General features: G+C 66.1%; 15 protein-coding genes and 1 pseudogene. 5 read left to right on the top strand and 11 right to left on the bottom strand.

The features are described 5' to 3' along the window. Position 1 precedes the first annotated feature (1 nt). The 3 genes from cydB to ACV7NQ_RS20030 form a co-directional block, all read right to left on the bottom strand. On the bottom strand, positions 2–1,051 hold the full coding sequence (gene cydB / locus ACV7NQ_RS20040; RefSeq protein ID WP_463361058.1) for a cytochrome d ubiquinol oxidase subunit II: 1,050 nt from the start codon (positions 1,049–1,051) through the stop codon (positions 2–4). A 9-nt stretch (positions 1,052–1,060) separates the two neighbouring features. Continuing rightward, positions 1,061–2,560, bottom strand: coding sequence for a cytochrome ubiquinol oxidase subunit I (locus ACV7NQ_RS20035; protein WP_463361057.1), 1,500 nt, complete (start codon positions 2,558–2,560; stop codon positions 1,061–1,063). A 180-nt stretch (positions 2,561–2,740) separates the two neighbouring features. Continuing rightward, positions 2,741–3,661: an aminodeoxychorismate lyase gene (locus ACV7NQ_RS20030; RefSeq protein WP_463361056.1), complete on the bottom strand. Its 921-nt coding sequence runs from the start codon at positions 3,659–3,661 to the stop codon at positions 2,741–2,743. 100 nt (positions 3,662–3,761) lie between these two features. Here ACV7NQ_RS20030 and ygfZ point away from each other — a divergent pair, with 100 nt between their 5' ends. The 4 genes from ygfZ (at position 3,762) to ACV7NQ_RS20010 (ending at position 7,018) form a co-directional block, all read left to right on the top strand. Continuing rightward, positions 3,762–4,880, top strand: a complete 1,119-nt coding sequence (gene ygfZ, locus ACV7NQ_RS20025) for a CAF17-like 4Fe-4S cluster assembly/insertion protein YgfZ (protein ID WP_463361055.1) — start codon at positions 3,762–3,764, stop codon at positions 4,878–4,880. A 91-nt stretch (positions 4,881–4,971) separates the two neighbouring features. Next, on the top strand, positions 4,972–5,676 hold the full coding sequence (locus ACV7NQ_RS20020; protein WP_463361054.1) for an MOSC domain-containing protein: 705 nt from the start codon (positions 4,972–4,974) through the stop codon (positions 5,674–5,676). Next, entirely contained in the window at positions 5,673–6,626 is a 954-nt protein-coding gene (locus ACV7NQ_RS20015) for an asparaginase (RefSeq protein ID WP_463361053.1), read from the top strand. The genes ACV7NQ_RS20020 and ACV7NQ_RS20015 overlap by 4 nt, the downstream gene beginning before the upstream one ends. Positions 6,627–6,799: 173 nt before the next feature. Continuing rightward, the gene (locus tag ACV7NQ_RS20010) at positions 6,800–7,018 is read left to right on the top strand and encodes a DUF3073 domain-containing protein (RefSeq protein WP_463361052.1); all 219 of its coding nucleotides are present in this window, start codon (positions 6,800–6,802) and stop codon (positions 7,016–7,018) included. Positions 7,019–7,185: 167 nt separating this feature from the next. Here the strand turns inward: ACV7NQ_RS20010 and purM are convergent, their stop codons facing one another. The 6 genes and pseudogenes from purM to purF form a co-directional block, all read right to left on the bottom strand. Continuing rightward, a complete protein-coding gene (gene purM / locus ACV7NQ_RS20005) occupies positions 7,186–8,265 on the bottom strand; it encodes a phosphoribosylformylglycinamidine cyclo-ligase (RefSeq protein WP_463361051.1) in 1,080 nt (359 codons plus the stop codon). A 270-nt stretch (positions 8,266–8,535) separates the two neighbouring features. Further along, on the bottom strand, positions 8,536–10,230 hold the full coding sequence (locus ACV7NQ_RS20000; protein ID WP_463361050.1) for an ABC transporter ATP-binding protein: 1,695 nt from the start codon (positions 10,228–10,230) through the stop codon (positions 8,536–8,538). A gap of 334 nt (positions 10,231–10,564) precedes the next feature. Beyond that, positions 10,565–11,425 (bottom strand): annotated as a pseudogene (locus ACV7NQ_RS19995) (ABC transporter permease); the annotation flags it as partial. A 92-nt stretch (positions 11,426–11,517) separates the two neighbouring features. Next, on the bottom strand, positions 11,518–12,528 hold the full coding sequence (locus tag ACV7NQ_RS19990; RefSeq protein ID WP_463361049.1) for an ABC transporter permease: 1,011 nt from the start codon (positions 12,526–12,528) through the stop codon (positions 11,518–11,520). A gap of 170 nt (positions 12,529–12,698) precedes the next feature. Continuing rightward, a complete protein-coding gene (locus ACV7NQ_RS19985) occupies positions 12,699–14,315 on the bottom strand; it encodes an ABC transporter substrate-binding protein (RefSeq protein WP_463361048.1) in 1,617 nt (538 codons plus the stop codon). A gap of 618 nt (positions 14,316–14,933) precedes the next feature. After that, positions 14,934–16,514: an amidophosphoribosyltransferase gene (gene purF / locus ACV7NQ_RS19980; protein ID WP_463361047.1), complete on the bottom strand. Its 1,581-nt coding sequence runs from the start codon at positions 16,512–16,514 to the stop codon at positions 14,934–14,936. A gap of 228 nt (positions 16,515–16,742) precedes the next feature. On the opposite strand from purF, the gene ACV7NQ_RS19975 reads away from it, so the two are divergent. Next, entirely contained in the window at positions 16,743–18,020 is a 1,278-nt protein-coding gene (locus ACV7NQ_RS19975; RefSeq protein ID WP_463365752.1) for a YhgE/Pip domain-containing protein, read from the top strand. A 45-nt stretch (positions 18,021–18,065) separates the two neighbouring features. Here the strand turns inward: ACV7NQ_RS19975 and ACV7NQ_RS19970 are convergent, their stop codons facing one another. Together ACV7NQ_RS19970 and ACV7NQ_RS19965 are read right to left on the bottom strand one after the other, a co-directional pair. Continuing rightward, positions 18,066–20,108 carry an ATP-binding protein gene (locus ACV7NQ_RS19970; protein WP_463361046.1) on the bottom strand — a complete coding sequence of 681 codons (2,043 nt, stop codon included), beginning with the start codon at positions 20,106–20,108 and terminating at the stop codon, positions 18,066–18,068. A 152-nt stretch (positions 20,109–20,260) separates the two neighbouring features. Further along, positions 20,261–20,656, bottom strand: a complete 396-nt coding sequence (locus ACV7NQ_RS19965; RefSeq protein ID WP_463361045.1) for a sterol carrier family protein — start codon at positions 20,654–20,656, stop codon at positions 20,261–20,263. Positions 20,657–20,666 lie beyond the last annotated feature (10 nt).

Genomic DNA, 20,666 nt, shown 5'->3' with positions numbered 1-20,666 from the left:
ATCAGTCCTTGCTTGTTTCCACCGGCCCGGCCGATTCCAGCGGGAGGCCGATGGGCGGGGGAATCTGATCGACGGTGATGCGCTTGCGGAACACCCAGTACGTCCAGCCCTGATAGACCAGCACGACCGGGGTGACGATGACCGCGGCCCAGCTCATCACCTTCAGCGTGTACGGCGTGGACGACGCATTGTCGATGGTCAGGTTGAACAGGTCACTGATGGTGGAGGGCAACACATTCGGGTACAGCGACCCGAACAGCAGCACGGTGGCCGCGGCGACGGTCAGCGTGGTGCCGGTGAACGCCCAACCATCACGGTGGGCAAATGAGGCCGCCCCCGCGAGGACGAGTCCGATCACCGCGAGCGCCAACGGAATCCAGGTCCAGCCGGTGCCGTAGGCCAGCTGCGTCCAGACACCGAAGACACCAACGACCACAGCGGTCGGGGCCAGCAGCAACCGAACCGTCTTCACGGCGTCGTCGCGCACCTCGCCCCCAGTCTTCAACACCAGGAAGACCGCGCCGTGCAGGCCGAACAGCAGCCCGGTGGTGAGAGCGCCGAGCAGCGCGTAGGGACCTAGTAGATCCCACACCGAACCCGCGATCTGCTTCTTCTCGTTCAGCGGAACACCGTGCACCACATTGGCGAACACCCATCCCCACGCCAAAGCCGGTATCCAGGAACCGATTCCGATACCGATATCGCAGCGTGCCCGCCACTTGGGGTCGTCGATCTTGCTCCGGTATTCGATGGCGCAGATCCGCAGAATCAGCGCGACGAGCACCAGCAGCAGCGCGAGGTAGAAGCCGGAGAAGAGGCTCGCATACCACTCTGGGAAGGCCGCGAACATCGCGCCGCCCGCGGTGATCAACCAGACCTCGTTGCCATCCCACACCGGACCGATCGTGTTGAGCACCACGCGCCTTCGCGCATCACTGCCCTTGCCGAGGATCGGCATCAGCATGCCGACCCCGAAGTCGAAACCCTCCAGCACGAAGTAGCCGGTGAACAGGACGCCGATCAGAATGAACCAGAACTCTTGCAGACTCATCGTCGACTCCTAGTAGGCGAAGGAAAGCTGTTCGACGGCAGGTTCTTCGGCGCGGTGGCGGCCAACGGGGCCGTCGGTGTCGTCCGGTCCACCGCGGGGCGGGCCGAGGGTCGGCTGCTCGGGTCCGGCGATGACGTAGCGGCGCATCAGGTAGAACCACACCACCGCGAGCGCGCCATAGAGCAGGGTGAAGACCACCAGAGAGGTGATCACCGTGCCCGCGACGTGGTCGGAGACGCCCTGCTGCACCATCAGCCGCAGCCGCGGGTCGCCGGTCGGATTCGGCGCGACAACCCAGGGCTGCCTGCCCATTTCGGTGAAGACCCAGCCCGCGCTGTTGGCCAGGAACGGCGTCGGGATGGCGATCAGACACAGCCACGAGTACCAGCGCTGGTCGGCGACTCGGCCACCGCGCGTCACCCACATGCCGACCAACCACAGCAGGATCGCTCCCGCGGACAGGCCGATCATGGCGCGGAAGGACCAGTAGGTCACGAACAGATTGGGCCGGTAGTCGCCGGGCCCGAACTTCTGGTTGTATGCCTGCTGCAGGTCGACGACACCGTCCAGGGTGACGCCGCTGAACTCGCCCTTTGCCAAGTAGGGCAACACATACGGCACTTCTAGCACGTGCGTGACGCTGTCGCAGTTGTTGTGCGTGCCCACCGTGAGGATCGAGAAGTCCGGGTCGGTCGCGGTGTGGCACAACGATTCCGCCGACGCCATCTTCATCGGCTGCTGCTGGAACATCAGCTTGCCCTGGATGTCACCGGTGACGAAGATGGCGATCCCGGACACCACGATGACCCACATGCCCGCGCGGCCCGCCGAGCGCCACATCCCCCGCGCCTCGGCAACTTTCGTCGCATCGCCGCTGCGCGCATTCCGAACCATCCACCAGCCCGAGATACCCGCGACAAACGTGCCCGCGGTCAGTAAGGCGCCCGCGACGACGTGCGGGAAGGCCGCGAGCGTCGTGTTGTTGGTCAGCACTTCCCAGATGCTGGTGAGCTCGGCCCGCCCGCGCTCCGGGTTGTACCTGGCGCCGACGGGGTGCTGCATGAACGAGTTGGCGGCGACGATGAAGTACGCGGAGGCATTCACGCCGATCGCGACCGCCCAGATGGTGGCGAGGTGCAGCTTTTTGGGTAGCCTCGTCCAGCCGAAGATCCACAGGCCGAGGAAGGTCGACTCCAGGAAGAACGCGACCAGCGCCTCCAGCGCGAGCGGGGCGCCGAACACGTCACCGACGAAGCGGGAGTATTCGCTCCAGTTCATCCCGAATTGGAATTCCTGCACGATGCCGGTGGCCACACCCAGCGCGAAGTTGATCAGGAACAGCTTCCCGAAGAACTTGGTCAGCCGATACCAGTGGTCCTTACCGGTGACCACCCAGGCCGTCTGCATGGCTGCGACCAACGGCGCGAGGCCGATCGTCAGTGGGACGAAAATGAAGTGATAGACGGTCGTGATGCCGAATTGCCAGCGCGAGATGTCAAGGACGCTCATTCGACCTCCAGCCGCTCTACGACAAGACGTAGTAATTCTACGCCGGAGGCTGGGCCGATCAACGAGTGTTACGCCACGACACACCGGGGTTTCTGGCCCGCAGCAGTCCATTTCCCGAGCTCGCCACAAACTCCTACATGCTGTAGAAGGACGAAGATCACGGGAGACCGTCCCGACTACCTACCAATCGCTGATCGCCCCGGGCCGCTCCACTCCTCGATCCACCAGCTCGATGATTTCGGCCGCGTTGTCCGGCGCCATCATCCGCAGTCCGTCCAGTGAATTCACCCGCGCGGCCAGCGTGATGCTCGACAGCATCCAGACGCTGTCGCAGGTGAGCAGGTCGGCGGTGAACAGCGACTTGTATTCGCACTGCCAGCCAGCCCTCTCCGCCTCGACGAAGAGCGCTCGCTGCGTGACGCCGGGCAGGATCCCGTTCTTCGCCGGCGGCGTGATCAGCTTTTTGTCACGCGCGATCACCACGTTCGAGCGCGGACCCTCCAGCACTCGGTTCTCGGTGCTGGTGAAGATCACGTCGTCGGCGCCCATCCGTTGCGCGAACCGCAGCGCCGCCATGTTGGTGGCGTAGGACAGCGTCTTCGCACCGAGCAGTTGCCACGGCGCGGCTTGCGCCAGGTCGACCGAGACGCCGCGCGAAAGCGACATCACCGCAACGCCATCGGTTCTGGCCTTCAGCACCCGCTCCGGCACCGGCAGCACCAGCACATAGGAGGTGGGCACCGGCACCGCGGCGGCGAGATCACCGGAGGTGACCGACGACTTGGTGCCGGACAGCTCGGAGTCGCGCCCGCGCGTGCACACCAGCCGCAGCAGGCCCTCGCGCTCGGAGCCCCACTCCTTCGCCGCCCGCTCGACCGCCTCGCGCCACCGGCCCAATTCGGGCTCGGGCAGGTCGAGCGCCTGGGCCGAACGACGTAGCCGACCTAGATGAAATTCGATCGCACAGGGATTGCCACCACGCACCAGTACCGTCTCGAAGACACCGTCACCGCGCAGCACGCCGATATCGTCGGCAAACAACAACGGCGCGTCCGGATCCCGCACCGCGCCGTCGAGTGTCACAAGGACTCGATCTACCATGCTGGAAGCGTAGGCGGTGTTGGACTGCTGCGCCTATGGCACGGGTATGTTCACAGCCCGGCTACGGCACGCGACTCGGCACCCGCATAGAGTGGTTGGCGTGTCCGTGGTCGTTGTACCCAGTCCCATCCTCGCTATCCCGGGCGCCGTCGCGGGACCGCCCGGTTCTCCGGATGCGCCCGTCGCGTGGCATTACGGTGATCCGTTCGGGGAGCAACGCGCGGCCGCGGAACGGGTGGCGGTCGTCGATCGGTCGCATCGGTTCGTGCTGAGCATTACCGGCGCCGAGCGGCTCACCTGGTTGCATACGATCAGCAGCCAGCACATCGCGAACCTGAGCGACCGGCAGTCGGCGGAGAACCTGGATCTCGACCTCAACGGCCGGGTGCTGCACCATTTCGTGCTCACCGATCTGGACGGCACGCTGTGGATCGACACCGAGGCCGAGCGCGGACCCGGACTGCTGGAGTTCCTGCGGAAGATGGTCTTCTGGGCCGACGCCAAGCCCGAGGCGGCCACCGATTACGCGGTGCTGAGCCTGCTCGGTCCGCAGGTGAGCAAGCTGACCGAGGTGCTCTGTCTGACCGACCAGCTGCCCGGAACCTACGCGGCCATCTCGTTGCCCGGTGGCGGTTTCCTGCGTCGGATGCCGTGGCCCACCGACGATTCCTACGACCTGCTGGTGCCACGCACGCAACTGGCCGATCTGTGGACCCGGCTTACCGCGGCAGGCGCCGAACCCGCGGGCATGTGGGCCTTCGAGGCGCTGCGCGTCGCGTCGCTGCGCCCACGCATCGGGCTGGACACCGACGAGCGGACCATCCCGCACGAGGCGCACTGGATCGGTGGCGTCGCCGAGCACGGCGCGGTCCATCTCGACAAAGGCTGCTACCGCGGGCAGGAGACGGTGGCCCGCGTGCACAATCTCGGCAAACCGCCGCGCCACTTGGTGCTGCTGCACTTGGACGGCTCCGCCGACGACCGCCCCGCGATCGGCGACGACGTCACCGCCGGTGGTCGCACGATCGGCCGCATCGGCACCATCATCGACCACTACGAACTCGGCCCGATCGCACTGGCCCTGATCAAGCGCACCATTCCGGCCGATACCCAGCTGACGGTCGGGCCGTGCGCCGCCGCCATCGACCCGGATTCGATGCCCGCCGACGACACACCGCAGGCAGGCAGGCTCGCGGTCGACCGCTTGCGCGGACGCTGAAGTCGCATGAATGCCGCAGTCCCCGAAGACCGTGGGGTCCTCGATAGCCTCGTGACCCGCCAGCGCGGACACCGTGAGAGGGGCAGTGCCGATGCGAACCGATGACTCCGCCCGCGTGCTGGCGGTCTGCGTCGTGCACGCCGAGCTCGAGGTGCCAGGCCGGATCGGCCGGAGCGCGATCGACAAGCGACCGCAGCCCGGTCGGGTGGCGGTGCGGACCCTCGGACTCGACGGTGATCACGTGTGCGACACCGAGCATCACGGCGGTACCCATCAGGCCGTCTACGCCTACTCCGAGGCGGACGCGCAGCGCTGGGCCGACGAACTGGGTCGCGAACTGCCGCCGGGCTGGTTCGGCGAGAATCTGCGCATCTCCGGGCTCGCGGTCAGCGACGCCGTAATCGGCGCACGCTGGTCCATCGGTGACACGTTGCTCGAGGTGAGCGCGCCGCGCGTGCCGTGCGCCACCTTCCAGCACTGGTCCGAGGAGGCCCAGTGGGTCAAGCGCTTCACCGTGCAGAGCGACACCGGGGCCTACCTGCGGGTGCTGACCGAGGGCAGCATCGGAGCGGGCGACGCGATCACCATTGAGTACGTTCCTGAGCACGGCATCACCGTCCGCGATCTTTTCACCGGCGACGACCCGGATCTGCTCGCGATCCTGATATCCGACGAGCCGACGATTTCCGACGACGTGCGGATGCAGGTCGAACGGCACGCCCGCCGTCATGCCAATGCCAAGCGCGGAGCCGAGCGGCGCGCGAACGACGGACTCGGGACGGGAGCCCAGCTATGAGTGTCGAGCTCGTCGAAGTCGTTCGTTCCGGTTTCCGCGAGTGCGTGCACCGCGGCTCGGCGGTGATTCTCGGCACCGACGGCGAGCCGACCCTCGCGCTCGGCGAGGTGCACCTGCCGATCTTCCCGCGTTCCACGAATAAGCCCATGCAGGCGATCACCCTGCTGCGCAATGGCTTCGAACCGCTCGACGAGGCGGAGCTGGCCATCGCCACGGCCTCGCATTACGGCGAACTCGCTCACGTCGCGCTGGTGCGGCGCCTGCTCAACCGGTTCGGGTTCGACGAGAAGGCCCTCGAATGCCCGCCCGACCTGCCGTTCGAAGAACGCGCCAGGGCCGCCGCGCTCGCCGAATCCGCCGAGCCGCGCCGCGTCTACATGAACTGTTCCGGCAAGCATGCGGCGATGCTGGCGACCTGTGCGATCAACGGCTGGCCGACTGAGGGCTACCCCGACGAGGCGCACCCGCTACAGCAGTCGGTCATCGCCACCATCACCGATCTCACCGGCGAACCGGAGACCGATCTGGGGATCGACGGCTGCGGGCTGCCTATCATCCCGGTCTCGCTGGTGAACCTGGCGCGCGCGTTCGCGACCATGGCGACGGCCGATCCCGGGACACCGCAGCGGCGCGTCGCCGACGCGATTCGCGCCCATCCGCGAGTGATTTCCGGCACGAACGCCCCCGATTTGTTGACTATGCAGGCGACCCCGGGACTGGTCTGCAAGATCGGTGCCGACGGTGTGCACGCAGGCGCGCTGCCGGACGGAACGGCCTTCGCCTACAAGATCGATGATGGCCACGATCGGGCCCGAATCCCCCTGACGCTGGCCATTCTGCATCGAATCGGAGTCGACTGGACCGACGCACACACCGAACTCGCTGCGCCGGCGGTGCTCGGCGGCGGTGCCAGAGTCGGCGTCATCCGGGCCATCCCCGGGGTTCTGTAGGCACTCGCGCCGAGGGCGACAACCGGCAAACCGAACCACTCGAAGAGTTCTTCACCTACTCGTGGAAGCGAGACCGCCGGACACACGCTAAAGTGTCTGTCAGGAAGATATCAATTCGAACGGGGCCGCCAAACCACCCCAGGCCGCCCCGCAGTGACGCGAGGGGGTCAGCCATGGGCCGTGGCCGGGCTAAGGCAAAGCAGACCAAGGTCGCACGCGAGCTGAAGTACAGCTCTCCGTCGACCGACTTCACGAGCCTTCAGCGCGAGTTGGCGGGTAGCAGTGCTCCCCACACCGCGCAGCGCAGTGATGTGATCTCCGACGAGCACGACGTCGACGAGTCGCGGTCCCCGTGGGACGGCGACGACAACTACGACGACTGGCGCCGCTGACACACGTCAACGTATGGGGGGAGGCCAAGACCTCCCTCGCTTTTCATGCGTCGATTTACCCTGTGTTAGCGGACGCAACCATCTAGGCCTGCAACACAATCACCTGCGTACGACAACAGAGTCCCGCATCATCCGATGCGGGACCCTGTTGTGCGTTCTGCGGTCGGTCAGAACCTCGGGTGCTCACCGACCAGGACCGCACGCAATGCGTCGGCATCCTTGGCCTTCTTGACGGTGCCCAGGGTCCAGCATTCGATGTGCCGGGCGGTGAGCACGGCCAGCGCGCGGTCGACGTCCTCCGGCGCGACGATGGCCACCATGCCGACGCCCATGTTGAAGGTCTTCTCCATCTCGACCCGCTCGACCCGACCGCGCTGGGCGATCATCTTGAAGACCGGCGCGGGATTCCAGGTACCACGATCGAGCTCGGCGACCAGCCCGGCGGGCAGTACCCGAGCCAGGTTGGCGGCCAATCCGCCGCCGGTGACGTGCGCGAAGGTGCGCACGTCGGTCTCGGCGATCAGGGCCAGGCAGTCCTTGGCGTAGATCCGCGTCGGCTCCAGCAGTTCCTCGCCGAGCGTGCGGCCGAACTCCTCGATGTGTCCGGTCAGCGACATCCGGTCGATGTCCAGCAGAACCTTGCGGGCCAGGCTGTAACCGTTGGAGTGCAGACCCGACGCGCCCATCGCGATGACAACGTCGCCGGGACGGACCCGATCCGGGCCGAGCACAGCATCCGCCTCGACCACGCCGACACCGGTCGCGGACAGGTCGTAGTCGTCGGGATCCATCAGGCCGGGATGTTCGGCCGTCTCGCCGCCGAGCAGCGCGCAGCCGGCCTGCACGCAGCCCTCGGCGATGCCGGAGACCAGCTCGGCGACCCGCTCCGGCACCACCTTGCCGACCGCGATGTAGTCCTGCAAAAACAGCGGCTCGGCGCCGCACACCACCAGATCGTCGACGACCATGGCGACCAGGTCCAGCCCGACGGTGTCGTGCTTGTCCATCGCCTGCGCGACCGCGATCTTGGTGCCGACCCCGTCGGTCGAGGCCGCAAGCAGCGGCTCGCGGTAGCCACTCTTCAGCGCGAACAGTCCGGCGAATCCGCCGAGACCACCCTGGACCTCGGGACGGCTGGCCTTCCTCGCCAATGGTCCGAACAACTCGACGGCGCGGTCACCGGCCGCGATGTCAACGCCCGCTGCGGCGTAGGAGCCACCGGCGCCACCTGGTGTCTGTTCAGTCATTTTCGGGGAAAGCTCCAAACCGAATCGGCGGATAGATGCCTGATCACGCTACCGGAGCCGGATAACGAGCCTGCACCGGCGTTGGTGCTCCCCCGCCTCATGCCCTTCGCGGTATGACGTGAACAACTGGTTTCGCAAGCACATGGAGTAACTCGCCGGGCACGTCCAGAATCCAGCCAGTCGCTCGACCGCCGGCCCGCGATGCACGGCTCACGGCACTTACCGACCGGCAGAAGTTCGCGTAGAGGCGGGGGAGAACACGGATGCGGGTCATTCGGCCTGCTCGGTGGCGAAAAGTCCCGCCGCCTGTTCCCGGCGCCTGCGCTGCTCGACCGGATCTGGTACCGGCACCGCGGCCACCAGCCGCTGGGTGTATTCCTCGCGCGGCGCCCGCAGAATCCGGTCCCGGTCACCCTGTTCGACGACAGCGCCGTTGCGCAATACCACGATCCGGTCGGCCAGCTGGTCGACCACGGCCAGATCGTGGCTGATGAACAGGCAGGCCCAGCCGCAATCGCGCTGCAACTGCCCGAACAGCTCCAGCACCGCGGCCTGCACCGAGACGTCGAGCGCACTGGTCGGCTCGTCGGCGACCAGCAGATCGGGGTCCAGCGCCAAGGCCCTGGCCAGGCTGGCGCGCTGGCGCTGACCGCCGGACAGCTCATGCGGATACCGGCGATCGGTCCCCGCGGGCAGCTGCACGTCGTCGAGCAGGTGACGCACCCTGGCCCGGATCGCGGCCGCGCTGCCCATCTTGTGCACGATCAGCGGCTCGGCGACACAGTCGCCCACGGTGAGCCGCGGATTCAGCGAACTGGCCGGGTCCTGGAACACGAAGCCGAAGCGCCGCCGGATCGGCCGCAGCTGCCGCTGTGACAGTCCGGCGATGTCCTGCCCACGCACCCGGACGATCCCGGACGTAGGACGTTGCAGGGCAGCGACGCAGCGGCCGATGGTCGACTTGCCGGAGCCCGATTCACCGACCAGCCCCAGCGTCTCGCCCGGACCGATGGTCAGGCTCACCCGGTCCACCGCCTGAAACGGCGGGCGGCCGAAGGGGCCCGGGAATTGGACCACGAGATCGGAGACCTCGAGCACCGGCTCGCCCGCGATGGTGACATTGTCGGCCGGACCGTGCTCGACCTGTTCGGTACCCAAATGCGGAACCGCCGCGAGCAGCGCGCGGGTGTAGTCCGCGCGCGGATTCGCGAACAGCTCGTCGACCGGAGCCTCCTCGACCACCCTGCCGTCGCGCATCACCACGACGCGATCGGCCAGATCGGCGACCACACCCATGTTGTGGGTGATCAGCACGATGGCGCTGCCGATGCGATCGCGCAGATCGCGCAGCAGCTCCAGGATTTCGGCCTGCACGGTGACATCGAGTGCGGTGGTCGGCTCGTCGGCGATGATCACCTTCGGCTCGCACGCGATGGCGATGGCGATCACCACGCGCTGCTTCTGCCCGCCCGACAATTGATGCGGGTAGAAGTCGACCCGATGCTCGGGGTCGGGCAGGCCGACCATCCCAAGCAGTTCCACCGAACGGGCTTTGGCCGCCTTGCGGCCCATGTCGCTGTGCGCCCGCAGCGCCTCGCAGATCTGGAAGCCGACGGTGAACAGCGGGTCGAGCGCGAGGCCCGGCTCCTGGAACACCATCGAGATCGCGCCACCGCGCACCGCGGTGAGCTGCCGCTCGTTCATCGAGGTGATGGCCTCGGTGCCGAGCGTGACCAGGCCGCGCACCCGCGCGGTGGACGGCAGCAGCCCCATCGCCGTGCGGGAACTCACCGACTTGCCCGAACCCGACTCCCCCACGATGGCGAGGACCTCGCCGGGGAACACCTCGTAGGACACGTCGCTGACCGCGTAAACCGGACCCGCATCGGTCGCGAAGGTGACCGACAGCGATTCGATGGACAGTGCGGGGCGACCCCGATCAGCGACTGCGGATGATTCACTCATTAGTCTCGCCCTTCCCCGCGGTTTTCTCGTCCGCAGCACCGCTCTTGCCGATGACATCGGGTTCACCTGCGGCACTTGATGTTTCGACGGCACCAGCAGGATTCTTCGTGGTACCTGCCGTCTGGGCGGTCCCCGCGGCCGCGGTATCGCCCGGCCCGGTGTCATCGACTTCCCTTGCGGCGGTGGAACTGCCGGCCGTGGCCGACTTCCCGGCGGCGCCGTCCTCTTCGGCAACGGAGTCGTCTTCCGTGACAACATCATCGGGGTCGTCGACCCCTGCGGCATCGTCGGACCCGGCGACGGTGATGCTGTCGTCGGCGGACACCGCCACGGCGCGACGGGTACGCAGCAGCGGGTTGAGGACCTCGTTGAGGCTCTCCCCCACCAGCGTCATCCCCAACACGACCAGCACGATTGCGGTACCGGGGAAGATGCTGGTCCACCAGATGCCGTTGGAGACATCGTTGAGCGCCTTGTTCAGGTCGTAACCCCATTCGGCGGCCTGGGTCGGCTCGATGCCGAAACCGAGGAAGCCGAGCGCGGCCAACGTCAGGATGGCGTCGGCGCCGTTGAGGGTGACGATCACCGGCAACGACTGGGTGACGTTGGCGAGGATGTGCCGGAACAGGATTCGAGTGGTGGAGGCGCCGGTGACCCGGGCGGCATCTACGTACGGTTCGTTCTTCACCGCGACGGTCGCGTTGCGAACAACCCGAAAGTATTGCGGCACATAAATCGCCGTGATCGCCACCGCCGCCGAAAGCACGCCGCCGAAACTGCTCGACTGCCCGCCGGCCACCACGATCGACACCACGATCGCGAGCAGCAGCGTCGGGAACGCGTAGATGGCGTCCATGAACAGCACAAGTATCCGGTCGACCCAGCGGCCGACGTACCCGGACACCAGACCCAGCGGCACGCCGATGAGCAATGACAGCGTCAGCGATATCGCGATCACATACAGTGCGGTGCGGGCGCCGTAGATCACCCGGGAGAACACGTCCTCGCTGCGCACCGAGGTGCCGAACCAGTGCTGCCCCGACGGCGGTTGCTGCGCAACGAAAGCGACTCCGTCGGAGGAGTTCTGGGCCAGACCGTACGGTGCGATCAACGGCGCGAAGATGGCCGTCAACACGAACAGCACGACCAGCCCGAGACCGACCATCAGGGTCACTCGCTGCAACCCCGCGGTCATCGTGAACAGTCGCAGCCCGGGCAGTCGCCTGCGCACGGCAGGCGGCACCGGTGGCACGACCAACGGCTCGTTGGCCAATTCCGGTGCGGTCATCAGAACCTCACCCTCGGGTCGATCAGCGCCACGACGACGTCCACCAGGAAGCTCATGGCAGCGACCGCCAGTGCGACGAATGCGACAATGCCCTGCACGGCGATGAAGTCACGCTGGTGCAGGTACTCCGCGAGCTGATAGCCGAGCCCCTTCCATTCGAAGGTCGTCTCGGTGAGCACCGCTCCGCCCAGCATCATGGCGATGTACATGCCCATCACCGTGACGATGGGAATCATGGCGTTGCGCACGGCATGTCGACCGGTCACCACCCGCGACGAGAGACCACGCGCCCGTGCGGCGTCCACGTAGTCGCTGCGCAGGGTTTGGATCAGATTGATGCGCACCAGCCGCAGGAAGATGCCCGCGGTCAGCAGACCGAGCGCGATCGCAGGCAGCACAGCATGTTTCAGCACATCGACCAGATAGTTGGTGTCCCCGTAGAGGATCGCGTCGATCACCATGATGTTCGTCTTCGGCGATACGTGCTGGAGTTCGAGTTCCACGGGGGTGCTGGCCCGGCCCGCGACGGGCAGCCAGCCGAGCTTCACCGCGAATATCAACTTCAACAGCATGCCGACGAAGAAGACCGGCGCCGCGTAGGCCAGGATGGCGAACATCCGCAGCCCCGCGTCGGCCGTCGAATCACGATGTGTCGCCGCGTATCTGCCCAACGGGACACCGACCGCGAACGCGACGATCAACGCCCAGAACACCAGCTCGAGGGTGGCCGCACCGTAGGTCGTCACCACCTCGCTGATCTGCCGATTGTCTTGGGAATGACCGAAATCCCCGTGCAGCAGCCCGCGGATGTACTCCCAGTACTGGGTCAGGATCGGCCGGTTCAAACCAGCCGCTTCCTTGCGCACTTCGATCTGTTGCTGGGTCATGCGTCCGCCCATTGCCGCGCTGATCGGATCGCCGATCACCCGCATCAGGAAGAACACGACCGTCACCAGAATCCACGCGGTCGGCAGAATCAGTAGTAGCCGAATCCCCAAGTACCGCAACAACGCCAGCTGCCGAGAGTCCCCGCCACCCCCCTTGACGCGGCGCGGCAGCCCGAGCCGCCGGGCCCGAGGCGGTGCCGTTTCGAGCGACCTGCGAGCAGTCGCTAGCGATGCCGTTTCGAGCGACCTGCGAGCAGTCGCTAGCGATGCCTCGAGCCCGGCTTCACCGGATGTCACTTGCTCAGTACCGTGTAGCGGAACTTGAACGAGGCATCGAGTGTCTGCGGCACCCCCTGGACCTTGGGATTGGATACCGCGATCTGCTTGCCCGACAACAGCGGCAGCGTCGGCAGGAAGTTCTGCGCGAGATCACGCTGCACCGCTTCGATCAGCTTGACCCGCTTGTCCTTGTCCGGTTCGGTCGTCTCAGCGCTCAACTGCGCGGTGATGCCGGGATTCTCGAAGTGCGACTGCAGGAAGTTGTTCGGCGCGAAGAACGGGGTCAGGTAGTCGTCTGCGTCCGGGTAGTCCGGGAACCAGCCGAAGTGGTAGAGCGGGTACCCGTCGCGGGCCCGTTCCTTCTGGTAGGTGACCCATTCGGTGGATTGCAGGTTGACCTTGAACAGCCCGCTCGCCTCCAGCTGCGACTTGATCGCCGCGTACTCCTCGGAGCTGCTGGAGCCGTAGTGATCCGGGTTGTACTGGAGGTTGAGCTCGACCGGTGTCGCAACACCTGCGTCGGTGAGGAACTTGGCGGCCGCTTCCTTGTTGGGCTTCGCGCCATAGAGCTCCTGGAGCGGCTCGGCCGCACCCGGCATGCCTTGTGGCACATACCCGTACGCGGGCTGATAGGTGTTCTTGTAGACACCCTCGGCCAGTGCGGGACGGTCGATCGAGGAAGCGACGGCCTTGCGTACCGCGAGCTTCTGCTCCGGGGTGCCACCCGGCATGGTGTTCATGTTGAACACGATGTACCGCAGCTCACCGCCGGGGCCGTCGTCCACCTTGACCTTGTTGTTGCCGCGCAGCGACTCGATATCGGTCGGCGTGAAGGTCCGGTAACCGACGTCGAGCGCGCCGTTCTGCAGGTCGAGCTTCATGTTGTCGGAGGTGGCGTAGTACTTCGTCGAAACCGTCGTGGTCTTCGGAGTCCCGAGAATGCCCTTGTAGTCCGGATACGCCTTGTACTCGACCAGCTTGTTCTTGTCGTAGCTCGCGATGGTGTACGGCCCGGAGTAGCCCTTGGCCTTCACCACGTCCTCGTCGGCCATCACCTTGTCGGCCGGGAAGACCTTCTCGTCCACGATCGGACCGGCCTGGGTCGGCAGGATCGCCGGGAAGGTCTGGTCGTTGGCCACCTTCAGCGTGAACGCGACGGTCAGGTCATCGATGACGTCGGTCTTGTCCAGGTTGCCGAGCAGCGAGGCGGGTCCGTTGGGATCGTTGATCTTGAGCATCCGGTCGAACGAGAACTTGACGCTCTTGGCGGTAAGCGCGTTCCCGTTGGCGAACTTCAGTCCGGACTTCAGCTTGCAGGTGTACACGGTCGGCGTGGTGAACTCACACTTCTCCGCGGCGTCCGGCTTCGGCGTGGCATCGCCGGGGGCGAAGTTCAGCAGGTACGAGTAGATCTGGGTCTCGACCAGCAGCGATCCGTTGTCGTATGCCGCGGCCGGATCCAACGAAAAGATCTTGTCCGTGGTACCGGCAACCAACCCGGCACCGTCACTACCACCACCGGTACGACCGGAACCACAGCCCGCGATCGCGGAAACGGCAAGCGCCGCCACCCCGACCGCAGCGATCCGTTTCGTTTGATTCCTTCGCCCAGGCTTCTTTGAAACCAACATCAGGCCCCACTTCTCGAGCGCCGCACCACGTTCTCCTGGATCACAGGCCCGGTACGGACACGGTGAACTTCCGATATAACCGGGACCGTACCCACGAACCATTTCCGACAGGTTGCATTTTCAAAGAAAAATTGCCGGGGTGTTATCAGTCGTTGCGTATGACGCAGAGGCGCCGCGCGCTCACCGGTCGAATGACCAGGTTCGCGCCGTCACCGCCGCGGCCATGTCTCGAAGACGCCATGGCACGAGAATCGGCAAGATTGAGCCGGCCCAAGGCGAGTGCGAGGCAAACCACCGCTGGAGAACTGGCCCCGAGTGCTCCCATATCGGGGGTGCTCGGTCGTCAGCGGTGGAACCGGGTGGCGGGGCTCGGCGGGGCCCGGTAGCGGGTGCGCACCGACGGCGCGGAAGCCGTCGGTGAGCAGAGCCAGGTGACGACGCCAGGCGTCGGGTGTGTGGTCGACGCCTTGACCAGACCGTCAAGTTATTGATTCGAAGGAGTAACCATGTCGAAGACGATTGCTGTGTTCGGGGCGGGTCCGGGATTCGGCCGAGCCGTCGCGCACCGGTTCGGGCCATCAAGAACGGCTCAGCGCTCAGGTACGACTCAGCGCGCAATCAAGGGCGACTCAGCGCGCTCGCATTCGCGTTGTCACTCAACAGCATTGCCTCGGACTGGCCGGTGAGCATGCCCTCCAGCACGTTCTTGCCGATCGCCGCCTCGGTGGGCAGCGCGATCGGGTAGTTGCCGTCGAAGCAGGCGCAGCACAGCCGGGAGCGGGGCTGCTCGGTCGCGGCGATCATGCCCTCGGTCGAGATGTAGCCGAGGGTGTCGGCGCCGATCGAGCGGCGCACGCCTTCCACCATCTCGTCGAAGCTGCCTTCCGCGCCGGTGCCGTTGGCGATCAGCTCGGCCCGCGAGGCGAAGTCGATACCGTAGAAGCACGGCCACTTCACCGGCGGCGAGGCGATCCGCACGTGGATCTCCAAAGCGCCTGCCTCGCGTAGCATCCGGATCAACGCGCGCTGGGTGTTGCCGCGCACGATGGAGTCGTCCACGACGATGAGCCGCTTGCCGCGGATCACCTCGCGCAGCGGGTTGAGCTTGAGCCGGATGCCGAGTTGCCGAATGGTCTGGCTCGGCTGGATGAAGGTGCGCCCGACGTAGGCGTTCTTCATCAGGCCCTGTCCGTAGGGCACGCCCGAACCCTGGGCGTAGCCGACCGCGGCCGGAGTGCCGGATTCGGGGACCGGGATCACCAGGTCGGCCTCGATCGGATGCTCCTTCGCGAGCAGCCTGCCGATCTCCACCCGGGTGGAGTGCACCGAGCGGCCGGCGATCGTGCTGTCCGGCCGGGCCAGGTACACGTACTCGAAGACACAGCCCTTGGGCTCGGGGTTGGCGAAGCGCGACGAGCGCACGCCCTCGGAGTCGATCGCCAACAGTTCGCCCGGCTCGATGTCACGCACGAACGCCGCACCGACGATGTCCAACGCGGCCGTCTCGCTGGCAACAACCCAGCCACGATCGAGCCTGCCGAGACACAACGGACGCACGCCGTGCGGGTCGCGCGCGGCGTAGAGGGTGTGCTCATCCATGAAGGTGAGGCAGAACGCGCCCTTCAGCGTGGGCAGCAGTTCCATGGCGGCCTGCTCGATGCTCGAGTCGGCGGCGGCGTGCGCCAGCAGCGCGGTCACCACATCGGAGTCCGACGTCGCGGCGATCGGCGCGGGACGACCGTTCATGACCGGGGCGCCGATCAGCCCGAGTTCCCTTGCGCGACCGGCCAATTCGGAAGTGTTGACCAGATTGCCGTTGTGGCCCAAGGCAAGTCCGGAGCCGACGGCGGTGGTGCGGAAGATCGGCTGCGCATTCTCCCATGTCACCGCGCCGGTGGTGGAGTAGCGGCAGTGGCCAATGGCGATATGGCCCGGCATGGCGGCCAGGGTCTGCTCGTCGAATACCTGGCTGACCAGCCCGAGATCCTTGAAGACCAGGATCTGTGAGCCGTCGGAAACAGCGATGCCCGCCGCCTCCTGACCACGGTGTTGCAATGCATACAGGCCGTAGTAAGTGAGCTTGGCCACGTCCTCACTCGGCGCCCAGACTCCGAAGACGCCACATTCTTCACGTGGCTCGTTCTCGTCCTGATCCGGAGGGGCGGGGATACTGTCGACCGGCAATTCGGCGTTGGTCACCATTTGCTCCCTGTTCGGGCGGGCTGGGGGCAACCGTCATTCTACGGGTGTTTTTCCATGCGTGATCACCGACACCGCATCCGCGCAGCAATCGCCTTGCCGAGCTGCCGAATTCCGACACGGTCAGCTGTTACCGTGCCTGCGGTGACGACTACGGACAGCGCGGGCGCGGGTGGGAGCACAGCAGGCGGCAGTACGGGTGAACCGCAGCGGCGCCGCTGGGCTCGCATGGTGTTGCTCCCGGTCCTCGTACTGACGCTGCTGACGACGTTGCTCGGCATCATGTACCTGGACTATGTCGTCGATCCGGAAAAGAATTTGCACGACTTCCCGATCGCGCTGGTCAACCAGGATGTCGGGGACACCCTGGGCGCGCCCGGCCAGGAGCAGCGCGTCAACTTCGGCGACCAGGTGGTCAAGGGGCTGAAGCAGGCCGTGCCCAGCGACGAGATCGACCTGCGAGTAATCGGCATCAACGAGGCCCAGCTGCAGATGCAGAACGGAAAGATCTACGGCGCCATCATCATTCCGAGCGATTTCAGCAAGCGGCTCGGCATTTTCGGTGTCGGCAGCGTGGTTCCCGGCGACATCGAGCGTCCGATCATCACGCTGCGGACCAACCCGCGCACCGGCGCCTTTGCCACCGAGATCGTCAACCGCATCGGCGCCCAGGCCCTGCCGCAGGTGAACACACAGGTCGGCAAGCAGCTGACCGATCAGGTGAAAGCACAGCTGACGCCGCCGCCCGGCGGGGCGCCCGCACCGGAGCTGACCGGAGCCACCCGGGTCGCACTGGCGAATCCGCTGCAGATCGTCGTCGAACCGTTCCGTCCGCTGCCGAGCGGCACCGGCCAGGGCCTGACCGCCTTCTTCTTCGCGCTGTTGCTGCTGCTGGCCGGGCTGGTCGGCTCGATGACCATTCACACGATGGTCGACGCGGCGCTCGGTTTCGTGCCGACCGAGTACGGGCCGTGGTTCGTGCACTTCCCGCCGACCCCGATTTCCCGGTTCCACACGCTGCTCATCAAGTGGGGCGTGATGGTGTTGACCGCGAATATCGTGGCTGTGATCTTCCTCATCATCGCCAAGGCGCTCGGCATGCCGATCGACCATCCGCTCGGGCTGTTCCTGTACAGCGCGTTGGCGATCATCGCTGTCGGCATCACCGGTCTGTCGATACTCGCCGCGATCGGCTCCGCCGGCCTGCTGGTGAACCTGATCTTGTTCATCATCCTCGGCCTGCCCTCCTCGGGCGGCACGGTGCCGATCGAGGCCACCCCGAAGTACTTCGGCTGGCTGGCCCAGTTCGAGCCGATGCATCAGGTGTTCCTCGGCGTGCGCGCAATCCTGTATTTCGACAACAACTTTTCCGCCGGACTGTCCCGCGGCGTATGGATGGCCGTGCTCGGCCTCGCCGTCGGCCTGGTCTTCGGCACGGTCATCACTCACTACTACGACCGCAGGGGCCTGCACCGCGGCGCCGCAGCCGCCCCCGCCGCGGCCTGACGTCGGTACCGGCCACAGCATCGATAGCCGACGTCTGAGCACGAGCTAGCCCGCGGTCGCATCCGCGGTGTCGCCGTCGGGTTGTTCGCCGAGGCGCATCGCGTAGACCCGTTCCAGGAAGTCGCGGTGGGCGCGCAGGGTGGCGTCGAGGAGTTCACGCCAGGTTCTTCGATCGATTCGCTGATCACTGACCAGCGAGGACAGTGAGGCTGGGCGCAGTTTGTCGATGTGGTCGACGATGACGGTGAGGCGGCGGCGCGGGAATTGCGCACCGATGCGCGGGTTTTCGTTGAGGAAGGTGTCGAGCGCGTAGAGGTAGTTGATCGCGCGGTTGTACTCCTCGTCGGTGAGGTGATAGTCCATCCGCTTGATCTCCACGATCCAGAGCTCCCCCGCGTCGTGCAGCAGGACGAAATCGGGCTCACGCCTCTCGCTGCCGATCGCGGTGGTGACCAGGACGGCGCCGAATTTCTGCTTGTACCAGCGCTCGAAGCTGGCGCGGACGCGTTGGAGCGATTCGTTCATGCCCAGCGGAGTCCACTCCGGGGCCAGCAGCCATGGCGCCCGTTCGATCAGCTCTTGGAAAGGACGCTCCAGCGAGCGGCGGTCATCGATCAGGCTCTGCAATCGGTTCACCACGGCGACCCGCTCGGAGGCGATCTGGCCGAGCGAATACACCTCGGCGACCCGCGCCGTTTCGAACAGGGCGACGACGACATCGAGCTGATTGTCGGTGTCTTCAGCGACCTCCTTCAGGGTTTCGAGCAGGCTGCGCTGCGGACCGAGCGACAGCGCGAGCCGGACGATGCTCTCGACGTGGACGGTGTCCTCCAGCGCGGCCCGATCCTTGTTGTTCACCAGGATTCGCGCAGCATCCATCACCGACTTCCGAAATACCCTGTCCTGCGGCGCAATTGCCTGCAAGGTCGCGTGAATTCCCGATCGCTCGACGAACTCCTCCCAGACGCGCCGCTTGACAGAACTCTCGCCGAGCCTGCCGAGCTCGCGTACCAAGGTACGGCCCCATACCGAAAGCGCCTCGCCGCGTTCGGAATTCCAGATGATGTCTTGCCGATCGGAGCGGACCAGATCTTCTTCGTCGTCCAGCCAGTCCACGTGCACAGCGCCGACCAGGTAGGAGCGCAGCTTGAACTCGCCGGTGAAGCCTGCGGCAATCCCGAAGTCACGGGTCTGCGCGACCAGTTTGCCTCGGGCATAGATCCGGACGCCCGCCATCGCCTCGTCCCGGTACGGCTGCTTGGCATAGGCCGCCCATCCGGTCACCGGAAGGAACCGGTCGCCGATCCACACCGGCCGGGTCCCGACATCGATCCTGGTCTCCTCCATCACATCGACGGACAGGTCCCGCAGCACGAAATTCTGCGGCGTGTCGCGCACGGCGATGCTGTTGTGCACCCGCACTTGCCAATCGCTGCGCTCGAGCCCGAATCGCGATGCCAGCTGACGACTGAGTTCGGCGCCGGAACCGACCCGCTTGCGCAGGAAGTCGCGCAGGATCACGGTCGTGCCGCGCTCGTCACTGAAGGTGCCCTCCCGCGGGCCCGGCCGCGGGTGGTAGTCGCGTTCGGTGTCCGAAAGCATCTCGTCCAGGCTCATCACGATGTTCGCCACCGGCCAGCCCTGCGGGGTCCGCTCCGCGTCACCGCCACCGACCGACACCACCTCGATGGTTCGGCAGATTCCGAAGGCCGCCAGTTTGCCGATCCCCTTCCGGCCCATGACCGGTCTATCGAGCCGTCGCGATAGGTCGGTGCCGACCCGCAGCCGACGGTCCGACCCGACCATCAGGTAATGCTTGTTGATCTCGTCGGACGTCATGCCGTGGCCGTTGTCCCGCACCATTATTCGATAGGGCGGGTGTTCGGCGGCCTGGAGCGTCCCGGCCAGAGTCACGCCCCACGGCAGTGACACCTCCACCTCGGTGGCGTCGGCGTCGTAGGCGTTGGCGATCAGCTCGGCCAGCACCGCGGAAACACGGTCGTAGAGCCGAATTCCGAGTTTGTCGATGGTGAGTCGACTGATCCGCATCGTGTACTTGTGTGGCAGGGCATCATTTCCGTTGTTCATGTCTGCGACCCCAATCGCCCGAACGTGGTAGCTGATTGTCCGCTTGACCCCATCCTCGTCCAAGCGGTTGTCGGGGGCCTGAACTTCTGACCACCAGTTCATAACGGGCGGTTCGGTTCCGGCTCGCCCAGGCAGCTACCCGGCAACGATCGTCAGTCCGAGGACACTCGCACGATCGGCAGCCAGTGGGCAACCTCGCCGGCGCGGCTGCCGGATGCGGTTGCCGCCCCGACGTCTACCGCTACCGCGAATTCGAGCAGCCCGGTAGCCAACAGCAGCCAGGTGCGCGGGTCGGTTTCCACAACGTTCGGTGGTGTTCCCCTGGTGTGGCGCGGCCCCTCGATGCATTGGACCGCCACGTAGGGTGGTACCCGGACCTCCACCGAATGGCCCGGCGCCGAGGCGGCGAGGGTGCGCGCGGTGGTGCGCACGGCGGCGGCCAGATCGGTCCGGGCAGGCTGCGGCACCGATTCATCGCGCAACCAGTCGGCCACCGCGGCCACCGCCGCCCTGACCTCTGCCGGATCCACCGTTCCACGTCCCGCCACGACCAACGAG

The sequence above is a fragment of the Nocardia sp. Tas62D01 genome (assembly GCF_055232035.1).
The sequence above is the reverse complement of the archived record's forward strand: the minus strand, read 5'-3'. Positions and strand labels throughout refer to the sequence as shown.

Excerpts from the sequence above, each read along its gene's own strand:
- ACV7NQ_RS20020 (WP_463361054.1), top strand. The coding sequence starts at position 4,972 with ATGCGAACCGATGACTCCGCCCGCGTGCTGGCGGTCTGCGTCGTGCAC.
- ACV7NQ_RS20000 (WP_463361050.1), bottom strand. The coding sequence starts at position 10,230 with ATGAGTGAATCATCCGCAGTCGCTGATCGGGGTCGCCCCGCACTGTCC.
- ACV7NQ_RS20010 (WP_463361052.1), top strand. The coding sequence starts at position 6,800 with ATGGGCCGTGGCCGGGCTAAGGCAAAGCAGACCAAGGTCGCACGCGAG.
- ACV7NQ_RS20015 (WP_463361053.1), top strand. The coding sequence starts at position 5,673 with ATGAGTGTCGAGCTCGTCGAAGTCGTTCGTTCCGGTTTCCGCGAGTGC.
- ACV7NQ_RS19970 (WP_463361046.1), bottom strand. The coding sequence starts at position 20,108 with ATGAACAACGGAAATGATGCCCTGCCACACAAGTACACGATGCGGATC.
- ACV7NQ_RS19985 (WP_463361048.1), bottom strand. The coding sequence starts at position 14,315 with ATGTTGGTTTCAAAGAAGCCTGGGCGAAGGAATCAAACGAAACGGATC.
- ACV7NQ_RS19975 (WP_463365752.1), top strand. The coding sequence starts at position 16,743 with ATGGTGTTGCTCCCGGTCCTCGTACTGACGCTGCTGACGACGTTGCTC.
- purM (WP_463361051.1), bottom strand. The coding sequence starts at position 8,265 with ATGACTGAACAGACACCAGGTGGCGCCGGTGGCTCCTACGCCGCAGCG.
- ACV7NQ_RS20035 (WP_463361057.1), bottom strand. The coding sequence starts at position 2,560 with ATGAGCGTCCTTGACATCTCGCGCTGGCAATTCGGCATCACGACCGTC.
- ACV7NQ_RS20030 (WP_463361056.1), bottom strand. The coding sequence starts at position 3,661 with ATGGTAGATCGAGTCCTTGTGACACTCGACGGCGCGGTGCGGGATCCG.
- cydB (WP_463361058.1), bottom strand. The coding sequence starts at position 1,051 with ATGAGTCTGCAAGAGTTCTGGTTCATTCTGATCGGCGTCCTGTTCACC.